The 14,482-nt window shown below is 58.0% G+C and carries 11 protein-coding genes; 9 read left to right on the forward strand and 2 right to left on the reverse strand.

Going from position 1 to position 14,482, the window contains the following annotated elements; all coding sequences use genetic code 11:
* Positions 1–74 (reverse strand): hypothetical protein (locus tag ADK28_RS33515; RefSeq protein ID WP_414711739.1); only part of this gene is annotated, 74 nt, incomplete at its 3' end.
* A 148-nt stretch (positions 75–222) separates the two neighbouring features.
* Between ADK28_RS33515 and ansB the strand changes: the two genes are divergently transcribed.
* The 9 genes from ansB (at position 223) to lpxK (ending at position 12,526) form a co-directional block, all read left to right on the forward strand.
* Positions 223–1,269 carry an L-asparaginase 2 gene (gene ansB, locus ADK28_RS02045; protein WP_033640816.1) on the forward strand — a complete coding sequence of 349 codons (1,047 nt, stop codon included), beginning with the start codon at positions 223–225 and terminating at the stop codon, positions 1,267–1,269.
* Between the two features lie 302 nt (positions 1,270–1,571).
* Positions 1,572–2,657 (forward strand): 3-phosphoserine/phosphohydroxythreonine transaminase, encoded by a 1,086-nt coding sequence (gene serC / locus ADK28_RS02050; protein ID WP_028127991.1) that lies wholly within the window; start codon positions 1,572–1,574, stop codon positions 2,655–2,657.
* Positions 2,658–2,770: 113 nt separating this feature from the next.
* Positions 2,771–4,057: a 3-phosphoshikimate 1-carboxyvinyltransferase gene (gene aroA, locus ADK28_RS02055; protein ID WP_016928320.1), complete on the forward strand. Its 1,287-nt coding sequence runs from the start codon at positions 2,771–2,773 to the stop codon at positions 4,055–4,057.
* Between the two features lie 262 nt (positions 4,058–4,319).
* Positions 4,320–5,009 carry a (d)CMP kinase gene (cmk, locus tag ADK28_RS02060; RefSeq protein ID WP_028127992.1) on the forward strand — a complete coding sequence of 230 codons (690 nt, stop codon included), beginning with the start codon at positions 4,320–4,322 and terminating at the stop codon, positions 5,007–5,009.
* Positions 5,010–5,193: 184 nt separating this feature from the next.
* A complete protein-coding gene (gene rpsA / locus ADK28_RS02065) occupies positions 5,194–6,867 on the forward strand; it encodes a 30S ribosomal protein S1 (protein ID WP_004928267.1) in 1,674 nt (557 codons plus the stop codon).
* A 62-nt stretch (positions 6,868–6,929) separates the two neighbouring features.
* Positions 6,930–7,214 carry an integration host factor subunit beta gene (gene ihfB / locus ADK28_RS29595; protein WP_004928264.1) on the forward strand — a complete coding sequence of 95 codons (285 nt, stop codon included), beginning with the start codon at positions 6,930–6,932 and terminating at the stop codon, positions 7,212–7,214.
* A 277-nt stretch (positions 7,215–7,491) separates the two neighbouring features.
* Positions 7,492–9,762, forward strand: a complete 2,271-nt coding sequence (locus tag ADK28_RS02075) for a ComEC family protein (protein WP_082172236.1) — start codon at positions 7,492–7,494, stop codon at positions 9,760–9,762.
* 35 nt (positions 9,763–9,797) lie between these two features.
* Complete coding sequence (gene msbA, locus ADK28_RS02080; protein WP_021504329.1) at positions 9,798–11,546, forward strand: lipid A ABC transporter ATP-binding protein/permease MsbA; 1,749 nt, start codon at positions 9,798–9,800, stop codon at positions 11,544–11,546.
* Positions 11,546–12,526: a tetraacyldisaccharide 4'-kinase gene (gene lpxK, locus ADK28_RS02085; RefSeq protein ID WP_016928316.1), complete on the forward strand. Its 981-nt coding sequence runs from the start codon at positions 11,546–11,548 to the stop codon at positions 12,524–12,526. Before msbA ends, lpxK begins: the two co-directional genes overlap by 1 nt.
* A 2-nt stretch (positions 12,527–12,528) precedes the next feature.
* Here the strand turns inward: lpxK and hglS are convergent, their stop codons facing one another.
* A complete protein-coding gene (gene hglS / locus ADK28_RS02090) occupies positions 12,529–13,935 on the reverse strand; it encodes a 2-oxoadipate dioxygenase/decarboxylase HglS (protein ID WP_048794756.1) in 1,407 nt (468 codons plus the stop codon).
* Positions 13,936–14,482: the final 547 nt, after the last annotated feature.

Genomic DNA, 14,482 nt, shown 5'->3' on the forward strand with positions numbered 1-14,482 from the left:
CTCAGTTTCTGCTGGAAACGGGCGATGGAGTCTTCCAGGGCGGCGTCTTTACCGGGGATAAAAGTTTGCGTCATTGTCTTCACTTTTTGCGCGTACTAAAAACGCGCAATGATACGGGGTTTTACGCTGGAGCTCCACGTATTCCTAAAGCGGTGGCAAAGTCACAGTTTTTTTAAGGATAAAGGCCATAATTCAGCGAGTTATCTGTCACGGAGAAATCTAATGAAATCAGTGAAACTCAGCGTGTTAACCCTCTTGTTGACCGGCGTCAGCGCTTCGGCGCTGGCGCTGCCCAACATCACCCTGCTGGCGACCGGCGGCACCATCGCCGGCGGCGGCGATTCGGCGACGAAGTCCAACTATACCGCGGGCAAGCTGGGCGTCGAGGCGCTGGTCGATGCGGTGCCGGCGTTGAAAAACATCGCCAACGTGCGGGGGGAGCAGGTGGTGAACATCGGCTCGCAGGACATGAACGATCAGGTCTGGCTGACGCTGGTGAAGAAAATTGACGCCGACTGCGGCAAAACCGACGGCTTCGTCATCACCCACGGTACCGATACGCTGGAAGAGACGGCCTATTTCCTCGATCTGACGGTGAAGTGCGACAAGCCGGTGGTGCTGGTCGGGGCGATGCGGCCAGCGACGGCGATGAGCGCCGACGGCCCGTTCAACCTGTATAACGCGGTGGTGACGGCGGCGGATCCGCAATCGGCCAACCGCGGGGTGCTGGTGGCGATGAACGACACCGTGCTGGACGCGCGCGACGTCACCAAGACCAATACCACCGCCGTGCAGACCTTCCAGTCGCCGAACTTCGGCCCGCTGGGGTACATCCACAACGGCAAGATCGATTACCAGCGTTCGCCGCAGCGCAAGCATACCCGGGAGACGCCGTTCGACGTCAGCAAGCTGAACGAGCTGCCGAAGGTCGGCATCGTCTACAACTACGCCAACGCCTCCGATGCGCCGGCCAAGGCGCTGATCGCCGAAGGATATCAGGGCATCGTCAGCGCCGGGGTCGGCAACGGTAACCTGTATAAAACCGTGTTCGACACCTTGGCGACGGCGGCGCACAACGGCGTGGCGGTGGTGCGTTCTTCGCGCGTGCCGACCGGCGCGACCACCGAGGATGCGGAAGTGGACGACGCCAAATACGGCTTCGTGGCCGCCGGCACGCTGAATCCGCAAAAAGCGCGCATTCTGCTGCAGCTGGCGCTGACGCAAACCAAAGACGCGAAGCAGATCCAGCAGATGTTCAATCAGTACTGATCGTTTTCTCTCCTGCGGGGGCCGTCCGGGCTCCCGCAGCCATCTCGGCTGAATACAGCATAAAACACCGCGTTAACCCGCTGAATTTCCCCATGTCGCAGGGTTTTATCGTCCAAACAATCGCGACGGCCGCAGAGCCTGTCATCACCCGGCGCGACCGTTTGCCGCCGACGGGCGAATAAGCGTTGCAGCCATGGGGCGTGAGTGATAAAACCGATGGGTTGGTTAACGCGAGCGTTAGCTTCGGGCATCTTTTCGACAGGTCGCTTTTCTGCGGCGAACAGTGAATGTGGTGAGGGGAAATGACTCAGGTTTATAATTTTAGCTCTGGCCCGGCGATGCTGCCGGTGGAAGTGTTGCGTCGTGCGGAACAGGAACTGTGCAATTGGCACGGCCTGGGCACGTCAGTGATGGAGATCAGCCACCGCAGCAAAGAATTCATCGCCGTTGCCGAGCAGGCGGAACAGGATCTGCGCGATCTGCTGAAAGTCCCCTCCAACTATAAAGTGCTGTTTTGCCACGGCGGCGCCCGCGCACAATTCGCCGCGCTGCCGCTGAACCTGCTGGGCGACAAGGCCACCGCCGACTACATCGACGGCGGTTATTGGGCGCACAGCGCCATCAAGGAAGCGGAAAAGTATTGCACCCCGAACGTCATCGACGTGAAAACCCGCATCGACGGCCTGAGCGGCATCAAGCCGATGAAAGAGTGGCAGCTGAGCAACGACGCGGCTTACGTGCATTATTGCCCGAATGAAACCATCGACGGCGTGGCCATCGATGAAACGCCGGACTTCGGCGACAAAGTTGTGATCGGCGATTACTCCTCGACCATTCTGTCCCGCCCGCTCGACGTCAGCCGCTTCGGCGTGATTTACGCCGGCGCGCAGAAAAATATCGGCCCGGCCGGCCTGACGCTGGTGATCGTGCGCGACGATCTGCTGGGCAAGGCGCGCAAAGAAGTGCCGTCTATCCTCGATTACACCGTGCTGGCCGAGAACGACTCGATGTTCAACACCCCGCCAACCTTCGCCTGGTACTTGTCCGGGCTGGTGTTCAAATGGCTGAAAGAGCAGGGCGGCCTGGTGGAGATGCAAAAACGCAATCAGGCCAAGGCCGAGCTGCTGTACGCGACCATCGATAAATCCGACTTCTACCGCAGCCAGGTGGCGATCGCCAACCGTTCCTGGATGAACGTGCCGTTCCAGCTGGCCGATGCGGCGCTGGACAAGGTGTTCCTCAGCGAAGCCGAGGCCATCGGCCTGCAGGCGCTGAAAGGCCACCGGGTAGTTGGCGGCATGCGTGCTTCTATTTACAATGCCATGCCGCTGGCCGGCGTGCAGGCGCTGACCGACTTCATGACCGACTTCGAACGTCGTCACGGTTGATTCCGTCAGCCCGCCAGGCGCGGGCTGCTCAGGCTGTTGTCCTTTTGCATTAAAGCGGCTCCGGCATTATTCCGGAGCCGTTTCGTTTATCAGAATTGGAGAGTTTTGTTCACATGGTGGATTCCCTGACGTTACAACCGGTCGCCCTGGTCAATGGCACCGTCAACTTACCCGGCTCGAAGAGCGTTTCTAACCGCGCTCTGCTGCTGGCGGCGCTGGCGGAGGGAACGACCCGGCTGACCAACCTGCTGGACAGCGACGATGTGCGTCATATGCTGAATGCGCTGCAGGCGTTGGGCGTGAACTACCGGCTTTCCGCCGACCGCACCGTGTGTGAAGTGACCGGCGTGGCCGGGCCGTTGGTGGCCAACCAACCGCTGGAACTGTTCCTCGGCAATGCCGGCACCGCGATGCGCCCACTGGCGGCGGCGCTGTGCCTTGGTGAAGGTGATGTGGTGCTGACCGGGGAACCCCGCATGAAAGAACGCCCGATCGGCCATCTGGTGGACGCGTTGCGCCAGGGCGGGGCGCAGATTGATTACCTCGAGCAGACCGATTACCCGCCGATTCGCCTGCGCGGCGGTTTCCAGGGCGGCGACGTCACCGTTGACGGCAGCGTCTCCAGCCAGTTCCTGACCGCGTTGCTGATGACCGCGCCCCTGGCGCCGCAGGATACGCAGATCCACATCAAGGGCGAGCTGGTTTCCAAGCCCTACATCGACATCACGCTGCATCTGATGCGCACCTTCGGCGTATCGGTGAGCCACGACAACTACCGGGTATTCCATATCCAGGGGCGCCAGACGTATATCGCGCCGGGCGACTACCTGGTTGAGGGCGACGCTTCTTCCGCCTCTTACTTCCTGGCGGCGGCGGCGATCAAGGGCGGCACCGTGCGCGTGACCGGCATCGGCCGCAAAAGCGTGCAGGGCGACACCAAGTTCGCCGACGTGCTGGAGAAAATGGGCGCGCGCATCACCTGGGGCGACGATTTCATCGAGTGCAGCCGCGGTGAACTGCGCGGCATCGACATGGACATGAACCACATTCCGGACGCGGCGATGACCATCGCCACCGCGGCGTTGTTCGCCGAGGGGCCGACCACCATCCGCAATATCTACAACTGGCGGGTGAAGGAGACCGACCGTCTGGCGGCGATGGCTACCGAGTTGCGTAAAGTGGGGGCGGAAGTGGACGAAGGCGAAGACTACATTCACGTCGTGCCGCCGGCCAAACTGCAGTTCGCCGAGATCGGCACCTACAACGATCACCGCATGGCGATGTGCTTCTCGCTGGTGGCGCTGTCGGATACGCCGGTCACCATTCTCGATCCGAAATGCACCGCGAAAACCTTCCCGGATTATTTCGAGCAGTTGGCGCGCATCAGCCAGCCGGCGTAGTAACCCGTCAAATCGTTTCTTTTAAGGCCCCTTTGTGGGCCTTTATCGTTTTTAACCTTCGGCGACCGGCGTTTCTTCTATACTTTTTCGCGGTTGTGCGCTTATTTTCAACAACCGGACAGTTCCAGGGTAACAGATTGCCGTAGGGCAGCGTATAATACGCCACCGTATTTGCCCCTGATTGGGCAGGTGGCAGAGCGCACGGGCTTCGAGTCGAAGCGCGCCGTGTCTCTGTGAGGTTTTCTACCTGAAGGAGAGAGAAATGACGGCTACAGCCCCGGTGATAACCGTTGATGGACCAAGTGGCGCAGGCAAAGGCACGCTGTGTAAAGCGTTGGCTGAGTCCCTTGGTTGGCGTTTGCTGGATTCCGGCGCGATCTACCGCGTGCTGGCGCTGGCGGCGTTGCATCATCAGGTGGATATCACTTCTGAGGAAGCGCTGGTTCCGCTGGCCGCACATCTCGATGTTCGCTTCGTTGCCCAGGACGGCAAGCTGCAGGTGATTTTGGAAGGTGAGGACGTCAGCAATGAGATCCGCACCGAAACCGTCGGCAACACCGCGTCGCAAGCGGCGGCGTTTCCGCGCGTGCGCGAGGCGTTGCTGCGCCGCCAGCGCGCGTTTCGCGAGGCGCCCGGCCTGATTGCCGATGGCCGCGACATGGGCACGGTGGTGTTCCCGGACGCGCCGGTCAAGATTTTCCTCGACGCCAGCTCGGAGGAGCGCGCGCACCGCCGCATGCTGCAGTTGCAGGAGAAGGGCTTTAATGTTAACTTTGAACGTCTTTTAGCCGAGATAAAGGAACGGGACGACCGTGACCGTAATCGGCCTATCGCGCCTCTGGTGCCCGCTTCTGACGCCCTCGTGCTGGATTCTACCAGCATGTCGATAGAGGAAGTGATCCAGCAGGCGTTGACGTATGCACAGAAAGTGTTGGCGTTGCCGCAGCAATAAGCGCGGCGGCGCTATTGGCTTTTTGTCATATTTGTCATAGCGGTATCGCAATATATCGGGTAAAATTTTACCCCTGTAACCTTAAACCCTGTCGGCATGGAGCCAATGGCGGGGTATGTGAAACAACCCCATTCGGCGGGACGCTAAATGGACGTTAAACTAAAGAACCCTGAAGATTAACAACATGACTGAATCTTTCGCTCAACTCTTTGAAGAATCCTTAAAAGAAATCGAAACCCGCCCGGGTTCCATCGTTCGTGGCGTCGTTGTTGCTATCGACAAAGATATCGTACTGGTTGACGCCGGTCTGAAATCTGAGTCTGCCATCCCGGCTGAGCAATTCAAAAACGCCCAGGGCGAGCTGGAAATCCAGGTTGGTGACGAAGTTGACGTTGCTCTGGATGCTGTTGAAGACGGCTTCGGTGAAACCCTGCTGTCCCGTGAGAAAGCTAAGCGTCACGAAGCTTGGATCACGCTGGAAAAAGCCTACGAAGAAGCTGAGACTGTAACCGGTGTTATCAACGGCAAAGTGAAGGGTGGCTTCACCGTCGAGCTGAACGGCATCCGCGCGTTCCTGCCAGGTTCCCTGGTTGACGTGCGTCCGGTACGTGACACTCTGCACCTGGAAGGCAAAGAGCTTGAGTTCAAAGTCATCAAGCTGGATCAGAAGCGCAACAACGTTGTCGTTTCTCGCCGTGCGGTTATCGAATCCGAGAACAGCGCTGAGCGCGATCAACTGCTGGAAAACCTGCAGGAAGGCATGGAAGTTAAAGGTATCGTTAAGAACCTCACTGACTACGGTGCATTCGTTGATCTGGGCGGCGTAGACGGCCTGCTGCACATCACTGACATGGCTTGGAAACGCGTTAAGCACCCAAGCGAAATCGTCAATGTTGGCGATGAAATCACTGTTAAAGTGCTGAAGTTCGACCGCGAGCGTACTCGTGTATCCCTGGGCCTGAAACAGCTGGGCGAAGATCCATGGGTTGCTATCGCGAAACGTTACCCAGAAGGCACCAAGCTGACTGGCCGTGTAACCAACCTGACTGATTACGGCTGCTTCGTAGAAATCGAAGAAGGCGTTGAAGGTCTGGTACACGTTTCTGAAATGGATTGGACCAACAAAAACATCCATCCGTCCAAAGTTGTTAACGTGGGCGACGTAGTGGAAGTGATGGTTCTGGACATCGATGAAGAACGTCGTCGTATCTCCCTGGGCCTGAAGCAGTGCAAATCCAACCCATGGCAGCAGTTCGCAGAAACCCACAACAAGGGCGACCGCGTTGAAGGTAAAATCAAGTCTATCACTGACTTCGGTATCTTCATCGGCCTGGACGGCGGCATCGACGGCCTGGTTCACCTGTCTGACATCTCCTGGAACGTTGCAGGCGAAGAAGCAGTACGTGAATACAAGAAAGGCGACGAAATCGCTGCGGTTGTTCTGCAAGTTGACGCAGAGCGCGAGCGTATCTCCCTGGGCGTGAAGCAACTGGCTGAAGACCCGTTCAATAACTACCTGTCTATGAACAAGAAAGGTGCTATTGTTACTGGTAAAGTCACTGCAGTTGACGCCAAAGGTGCTACAGTTGAATTGGCAGGCGGCGTAGAAGGTTACCTGCGTGCATCTGAAGCCTCTCGCGACCGCATTGAAGATGCAACTCTGGTTCTGAACGTAGGTGACGAAGTTGAAGCTAAATTCACCGGCGTTGACCGTAAGAACCGCGTTGTAAGCCTGTCCGTACGTGCTAAGGACGAAGCTGACGAGAAAGACGCCATCGCAACTGTTAACAACAAACAGGAAGAAGGCAACTTCTCTAACGCAATGGCTGAAGCTTTCAAAGCGGCTAAAGGCGAGTAATGACGGGGGGCGGTCGCTGACCGCCCCGATACGGTAGTTTAGCTGCAAAGCTTGGAGGTACTATGACCAAGTCTGAACTTATTGAAAGACTTGCTGGCCAGCAATCTCATATTCCGGCGAAGGCCGTTGAGGATGCAGTGAAAGAGATGCTTGAGCACATGGCCGCAACGCTGGCCGAGGGCGAACGCATTGAGATCCGCGGATTCGGCAGTTTTTCTCTTCACTACCGTGCCCCGCGTGTAGGCCGCAACCCGAAAACCGGTGACAAAGTAGAGCTGGACGGCAAATACGTTCCTCACTTCAAACCAGGCAAAGAGTTGCGTGACCGCGCCAATATCTATGGCTAGTCGCTGACTGATCATAGCGTTGTTGCTTGAAAAGAATATAAAACGGTGCCTGTAAGGCGCCGTTTTTTTTTCGCCTGCACTTCTCCGCGATATGCTCGCGAGTTGCGTACTACGCCGCATTTACGATGTGGCTCCTGCATAGATCTCTCTTATCCTGCCATGTTCACCGCATCTTCGTTAAAACCCGCTGGCGGTGACATGTCGCCTGAATGATCCTGCTTGCTTGCCGTGATGCGCTTTTGCTCATGGCTGAGCCGATGGGAGAAGAGCGATCAAAATTTCGCTGGATCTGGCGATATTCGCCGTTATCTGCGGCATCCTGCCGCTGTTGGTTTTACCGCAGTTGCCTGAGCAATGGCAGCTGTGGCCGCTCGTGCTTGTTGTCTGTTTACTGCTGCGCACGCGCAGGCCATTCTGCCGCTATTTGGCCTGCCTGGGATTGGGATTCATATGGGCGGTTTTCAACGCCGGCAGCCTGATCGGGCAAATGGATCGCTTAACTCGCATGCCGGACGTGACGGCGGTGGTGCAGGTGAGCAGCGTCGCGCTGGAGCCCGCCGCCAGTAAACAGACGCTGATGCGCATCGAGCGGGTCGACGGTCATTGGTTGGCGCCTGCGCTGGCGTTTACCACGACGTGGGCTCCCGAACAGCAGCGGCTATGCGCCGGGCAGCGTTGGCAATTGAAACTGCGCCTGCGGCCGGTACATGGCAAGCTCAATGAAGGCGGATTTGACAGCCAACGTTGGGCGATCGCCCAGCGTCAGCCGTTGACGGGCCGGGTCAGGCAGGCTCGTTTGCTGGATGGCGATTGCGGGCTGCGCCAGCGTATCATCAGCCATGCGGAAACCAACATCGGTGAATTGCGTTACAAGGCGGTATTGCTGGCGCTGGCGTTTGGGGAACGAACCGCGCTGGAGCAGGCTTTGCGCACGCTGATGCTGAAAACCGGCATCGCTCATCTGATGGCCATTTCAGGGTTGCATGTGGCGATGGTCGCCATTTTGTTCTGGGCCGCGTTGCGCGCGCTGCAGTTTTTTCTGCCCGCCCATTTGATTGGCTATCGCTTTCCATTGGTCGCAGGCTGGGTGGCGACGCTGATCTATGTTTGGTTGGTGGGCGCCCAGCCGCCGGCGGTGCGTACCGCGTTGGCGATGACGCTGTGGATGCTGCTGCGCTTGCGCGGCGTTCATTGTTCTTCCTGGCAAGTGTGGTTGTGGTGTATCGGGCTGATTTTGCTGTGCGATCCGTTGGCGGTTTTGTCAGACAGTTTCTGGCTGTCGGTGCTGGCGGTGGGGTGTTTGATTTTTTGGTTTGAATGGGCGCCGCTCGGTGAGCGATTCCGGTCGGCCTGGTATTGGGCGCCGGTGCGCTGGCTGCATATTCAGCTGGGCATGACGTTGTTGCTGGTGCCGATGCAGGTCGCGCTGTTCTTAGGTCTGACGCTGACCTCGCTGCCCGCCAATCTTTGGGCGGTGCCCATCGTCTCATTGGTGACGGTGCCGTTGATTTTGCTGGCGGTGATCGGCGGCGTCCTCCCCTCGCTAAGTTACGGGCTTTGGTGGTTGGCAGATTTCACGTTGAGCGGGGTGTTTGTGCCGCTGCATTACCTGCAACGCGGTTGGGTGGATTTGGGAGCCGCCTCGCTGCTGGCCAGCATAGCGGGATGGCTTATCGTTATCTGCTGGCGTTTTCATTGGTGGTGGCGCTATGCGCCGGGGCTGGCGGCGGTGGCGGTATGCTGTGTGTTGTGGCGTGGCAAAGCGCCGGACTATCGCTGGCGCGTCGATATGCTTGATGTCGGGCACGGGTTGGCGGTGGTTATCGAGCAAAACGGCAAGGGGATACTGTACGATACCGGCGATCGTTGGCCCGCGGGCAGCGCCGCCGAACGGCATATCTTACCGATGCTGAACTGGCGGAATATTGAACTGGAGCAGATCATTATCAGCCATATTCACCTCGATCATATCGGCGGGCTGCCGGTGATGCGGCGGGCGTTTCCTCAGGCGACGGTGCGCAGCCCGATACGCGGGGAAGGACACTTGCCCTGCGTCGCCGGTGAGCGTTGGCGCTGGCAATCGCTGCAATTCGAGGTGCTGTGGCCACCGAAAACGCGCAAAAGGCCGGTCAATGACGACTCCTGCGTTATCCGCATCGACGATGGGCAATACAGTTTGCTGCTCACCGGCGATGCGGAAAAGAAGGCGGAGGAGCAGCTGTTACGGTTGCGGCGCGATCGTTTGGCTGCCACGGTGTTGCAGGTGGGGCATCACGGCAGCAAGACGTCTTCTACGCCGCCGTTTCTGCGCGCGGTCAATCCCGAAGCGGCGCTGGCGTCCGCATCGCGTTACAACAAATGGCGATTGCCGGCGCGGAAAGTGGTCGCCAGATACCGGGCAAATGGCATTCAATGGCGCGATACGACGCGCTCCGGTCAGTTATCGGTACTTTTTTTCGACAACGATTGGCAAATTAAAGGCTTTCGCGAACAATTAATGCCCCGTTGGTACCATCAGCGGTTTGGCGTAGAGGGCGATAATGAGTAAAATAGGCCGCTATTTCTTCCGATGCTGGTATTTGCATGATGAATGATAAAGATCTCTCGACCTGGCAGACGTTCCGTCGACTCTGGCCGATGATCACTCCTTTTAAGACCGGGCTGATTGTGGCCGCCATTGCGTTGATTATGAACGCAGCGGGGGACACGCTGATGCTGTCTCTGCTTAAACCGTTATTGGACGATGGGTTTGGAAAAACCGACAGCAGCGTGCTGGTGTGGATGCCGCTGGCGGTGATTGCGCTGATGCTGATGCGTGGCGTGACCAGCTTTGTTTCAAGCTACTGCATTTCCTGGGTTTCCGGCATGGTGGTGATGCAAATGCGCCGCCGTCTGTTTGGCCACATGATGAGAATGCCGGTGGCCTTCTTCGATCAGCAGTCCACCGGGACTTTACTGTCGCGCATTACCTATGATTCCGAGCAGGTGGCTTCCTCCTCTTCCAGCGCGCTGGTGACCGTGGTGCGTGAAGGAGCCTCGATCATTGGCCTGTTCATCATGATGTTCTACTACAGCTGGCAGCTGTCGGTGATCCTGATCGTGCTGGCACCGATCGTCTCCATCGCCATTCGCCTGGTGTCCAAGCGTTTCCGCAACATCAGCAAGAACATGCAGAACACCATGGGGCAGGTGACCACCAGCGCCGAACAGATGCTGAAAGGCCATAAAGAAGTGCTGATTTTCGGTGGCCAGCAGGTAGAAACCGAGCGTTTTAACTCGGTGAGCAACCGCATGCGCCAACAGGGCATGAAACTGGTCTCCGCGTCTTCCATTTCCGATCCGATCATTCAACTGATTGCTTCGCTGGCCCTGGCGTTCGTGCTGTTTGCCGCCAGCTTCCCAAGCGTGATGGAAACCCTGACCGCCGGCACCATTACCGTGGTGTTCTCGTCGATGATCGCGCTGATGCGTCCGCTGAAGTCGCTGACCAACGTCAATGCCCAGTTCCAGCGAGGGATGGCGGCCTGTCAGACGCTGTTCTCCATTTTGGATATGGAACAGGAAAAAGACACCGGCACCCGCGAAGTGAAGCGTGCGAAAGGCGATATCGAATTCCGCAACGTCACCTTCTACTACCCGGCCAAAGAAACGCCGGCGCTGCGTGATATCAACCTGAAAATCGCCGAGGGCAAAACCGTCGCGTTGGTGGGCCGTTCCGGTTCGGGTAAATCCACCATCGCCAACCTGCTGACGCGCTTCTACGATATTCAGGAAGGCGAAATCCTGATGGATGGCCACGATCTGCGTGAATATACCCTGGCCTCGCTGCGCAATCAGGTGGCTCTAGTTTCGCAAAACGTGCACCTGTTCAACGACACCATCGCCAACAACATCGCCTATGCGCGCGAGAGCGAATACAGCCGCGAGCAGATTGAGAAAGCGGCGGAAATGGCGTACGCGATGGACTTCATCAACAAGATGGAAAACGGTCTGGATACGGTGATCGGTGAAAACGGCGTGATGCTGTCCGGCGGCCAACGCCAGCGCATTGCCATCGCGCGCGCGCTGCTGCGTGACTGCCCGATCCTGATCCTGGATGAGGCGACCTCTGCGCTGGATACCGAGTCCGAGCGGGCCATTCAGGCCGCGCTGGACGAACTGCAGAAAGACCGAACTTCACTGGTGATCGCGCACCGTCTGTCGACCATTGAGAAGGCGGACGAGATCCTGGTGGTGGAGGACGGCCGCATCGTCGAACGCGGTGAACACGCCGAGTTGCTTGAGCGCCAAGGCGCCTATGCGCAGCTGCACCGCATGCAGTTTGGTCAATAATGATTGAGCGCATCTGGTCCGGCGGTTCGTTGCTTTATCTGGCGCTATTGCCGCTCTCGTGGCTCTATGGCTTGTTCAGTTGGCTGATCCGTCTCAGTTACCGCTGCGGCCTGCGTAAAAGTTGGCGTTCGCCGGTGCCGGTAGTGGTGGTGGGTAACCTCACCGCCGGCGGCAACGGCAAAACGCCGATGGTGATTTGGCTGGTGGAACACCTGCAACAGCGGGGCTATCGCGTTGGCGTGGTGTCACGCGGCTACGGCGGCAAGTCGGCGGTTTATCCGCTGGTGCTCGGTCAGAATACGTCGACCCGCGAGGCGGGCGATGAGCCGGTGCTGATTTATCAACGTACCGGTGCGCCTGTGGCGATCGCGCCCAAGCGAGCCGAGGCGGTGCAGGCCCTGCTGCAACAACAGCCGCTGGATGTGATCATCACCGACGACGGTTTGCAGCACTACGCTTTACAGCGTGACTTCGAGCTGGTGGTCATCGACGGCGTGCGTCGTTTCGGCAACGGCTGGTGGTTGCCGGCCGGGCCGATGCGCGAGCGTGCCGCGCGGCTTGGCAGCGTCGATGCGCGCGTCGCCAATGGCGGCGTGGCGCAGGCCGGGGAAATTGCCATGCGCCTGCAGGCGCGTGATGCGGTGAACCTGCTGAGCGGTGAACGTCGCCCGGCGGCTGAGCTGCCGCGCGTGGTGGCGATGGCCGGCATCGGCCATCCGCCGCGTTTCTTCGCGACGTTGGAAAAGTTGAACGTCGAAGTCGTACAGGAAGTGGCGTTTGCCGATCATCAGGAATATCAGCAGGAACAGCTGGCGGCGCTGGTTGCAGCCGATCAAACGCTGTTGATGACGGAGAAGGACGCGGTGAAGTGTCGCGCCTTTGCCCAGCCTAATTGGTGGTATTTGCCGGTTGATGCGGTGCTACCTTCCGCTCAGGCTGAGCAATTGCTGCAGGATATCGAATCTCTGCTGACTAAGTAATCTCAGGATGCCAGCGTGGCAAGTCCCAAGGCTTGCGCGCAGGCTTCCAGCGAACGCTGCTGGGTTTGCTGATACAGCGCCAGCTCGTCGATCACCTCACTGCCCAACGCTTGTTCAAACGCTGCCCGGCTGGAAGCGGCGTTGTACTGCGCGTGGCGGCTGTCGCCCAGGTTTGACTGGAAAATCCCCGCCGCGCTGACCGGCAGAAAATCTTCATACACCAGAGGCTGGAAGCGAACGTGTTCTTTCTCGAGCAGTTGTTCCAGGGTGCTGTGCTTATCCAGCGACTCTTTGGCCGCCAGGCCGCATTCGGTCGGGAAATAGCGGAACCAGGCCAGCTGTTGCTCACGCAGCGTGGCGTAATCATCCGGAAACGCCCGGAAGTTTTCCTCCAGCAGTTGATAGTAGCGCTCGGCATTCTTCTCGCTCGGCGGCGCCTGCAACGCATCGTTGGTCGCCTGCAGCAAACGGTCGTAAAGTTCGCGTCCTTTAGGCGTTAGCGCCACGCCGCGTTGTTCGATCTCGCCGAAGCGCGCGGTATGGTGACCGGCGACGGCGTGGCCGTCGTGCTCAACGAAATCGACGCTTTCTTCCAGCGCTTTGAAGCTGGTTTGGCGGAGCAGGATCGCGCGGCGGCGGCGAGGCGGGCCCTCGATGACCGCTTTGGGCGTAATACCGCGGCCGGGCATCGCTTGCTGAACGCGATCGATATCCAGCGTGCGTGGTGTCAGGTGGTTGATATGCGGTCCTTTAAACGCCACCACGTCGGCGATCAGGCGATGCTGATCGTGCAGCTGCCGGTATTCTTCGGCGCTGACCGTCGCCTGGTTGTGCCAGCGGAAGGTTTCCAGCGCTTGTTCGACAAATTCTTGCGCCTGCACTTCATTCAGCCCGCCTTGCGCTTCCTGCAGCGCGATCAGCTCCAGCGCGCGATCGGTAAAGATACGGCGGCGCGCCAGCAAGCGCTCGGCCAGCGCACGCAGCGCGGGATCTTCTATCAGTTCCAGGCGCAGCAGGGAGGTGAACACGCGGAAAGGACTGATCTGCAGCGCGTCTTCGTGTATGGCGCGAAAAGCGGTGGAGTGTACCGGAACGCCCGCCACCGATAGGTCATAGTAACCGACCGGCGCCATGCCCATCACCCGGAACAGGCGGCGCAGGGTGGCCAGTTCGTCCGCCGTACCGACCCGGATCGCGCCGTGGCGCTCCATGGCCAGGCGTTCGATCTCGCCGGTGATTTGCAGTTGATGAGCCAGTGCGGCATCTTCGCGCAGAACCTGTCGGTTGGTTTCCGCCACCAGCTCCAGCAGATCGCCGTACAGCGGTACCTCTTTTTGATACATGTCCGACATCGCGTGAGAGAATCTGGCGCGGATTTCATTAGGTGAAACGAACTGCTGGGCGGTCATGCGCATAGCTCCTTGATTCAGCATAATCTGAAAAATCGTGTTTTTAGCGGCAAAAGTGCTGGCGAAAAAGCCGTCTGCCTTGTTTTCCCCTCAAGTTTAGCCATCTGATTTGGGATTTGTTATAGCAGCGTCAAGCATATTAGAGTTTTATGCGTTAGCTCTCATTTGCAGCGCTCAGATGGGCAAATGATGCTCCGGTGAGGAGAGGAACGCGGTGGATCGGCCGCGGCGAGCGTTAAATTAAGTCATGTATATTCAGGGGGATAAAAATAAATTCGGCGTAATGATGAATTTATTGCAATAAACCTCTTGTGCATTCACCATTTTTATGAGTAAATGCAAGTCGGCCTGTAATCCAGACCTATTTATGTTCGAGTTTAGAGTTAAGCAGTTCCTCCAAAAACGTTATCATCCGATTCCGCTTCAAAGACGAACCTTCTAAGTACCTCCCATAAGTAATGTTTCTGAAATGGCCGCAATTGCCTCTTATGGCAGGTTTTGTAAATATATTTAAAGGTAAAAGTAATGTCTAAGAAGACTGGTCAAG

This window comes from Serratia sp. 506_PEND, assembly GCF_001076875.1.
GTDB classification, from domain to species: Bacteria; Pseudomonadota; Gammaproteobacteria; order Enterobacterales; family Enterobacteriaceae; genus Serratia; species Serratia marcescens.

Excerpts from the sequence above, each read along its gene's own strand:
- ansB (WP_033640816.1), top strand. The coding sequence starts at position 223 with ATGAAATCAGTGAAACTCAGCGTGTTAACCCTCTTGTTGACCGGCGTC.
- serC (WP_028127991.1), top strand. The coding sequence starts at position 1,572 with ATGACTCAGGTTTATAATTTTAGCTCTGGCCCGGCGATGCTGCCGGTG.
- aroA (WP_016928320.1), top strand. The coding sequence starts at position 2,771 with ATGGTGGATTCCCTGACGTTACAACCGGTCGCCCTGGTCAATGGCACC.
- cmk (WP_028127992.1), top strand. The coding sequence starts at position 4,320 with ATGACGGCTACAGCCCCGGTGATAACCGTTGATGGACCAAGTGGCGCA.
- rpsA (WP_004928267.1), top strand. The coding sequence starts at position 5,194 with ATGACTGAATCTTTCGCTCAACTCTTTGAAGAATCCTTAAAAGAAATC.
- ihfB (WP_004928264.1), top strand. The coding sequence starts at position 6,930 with ATGACCAAGTCTGAACTTATTGAAAGACTTGCTGGCCAGCAATCTCAT.
- msbA (WP_021504329.1), top strand. The coding sequence starts at position 9,798 with ATGATGAATGATAAAGATCTCTCGACCTGGCAGACGTTCCGTCGACTC.
- lpxK (WP_016928316.1), top strand. The coding sequence starts at position 11,546 with ATGATTGAGCGCATCTGGTCCGGCGGTTCGTTGCTTTATCTGGCGCTA.
- hglS (WP_048794756.1), bottom strand. The coding sequence starts at position 13,935 with ATGACCGCCCAGCAGTTCGTTTCACCTAATGAAATCCGCGCCAGATTC.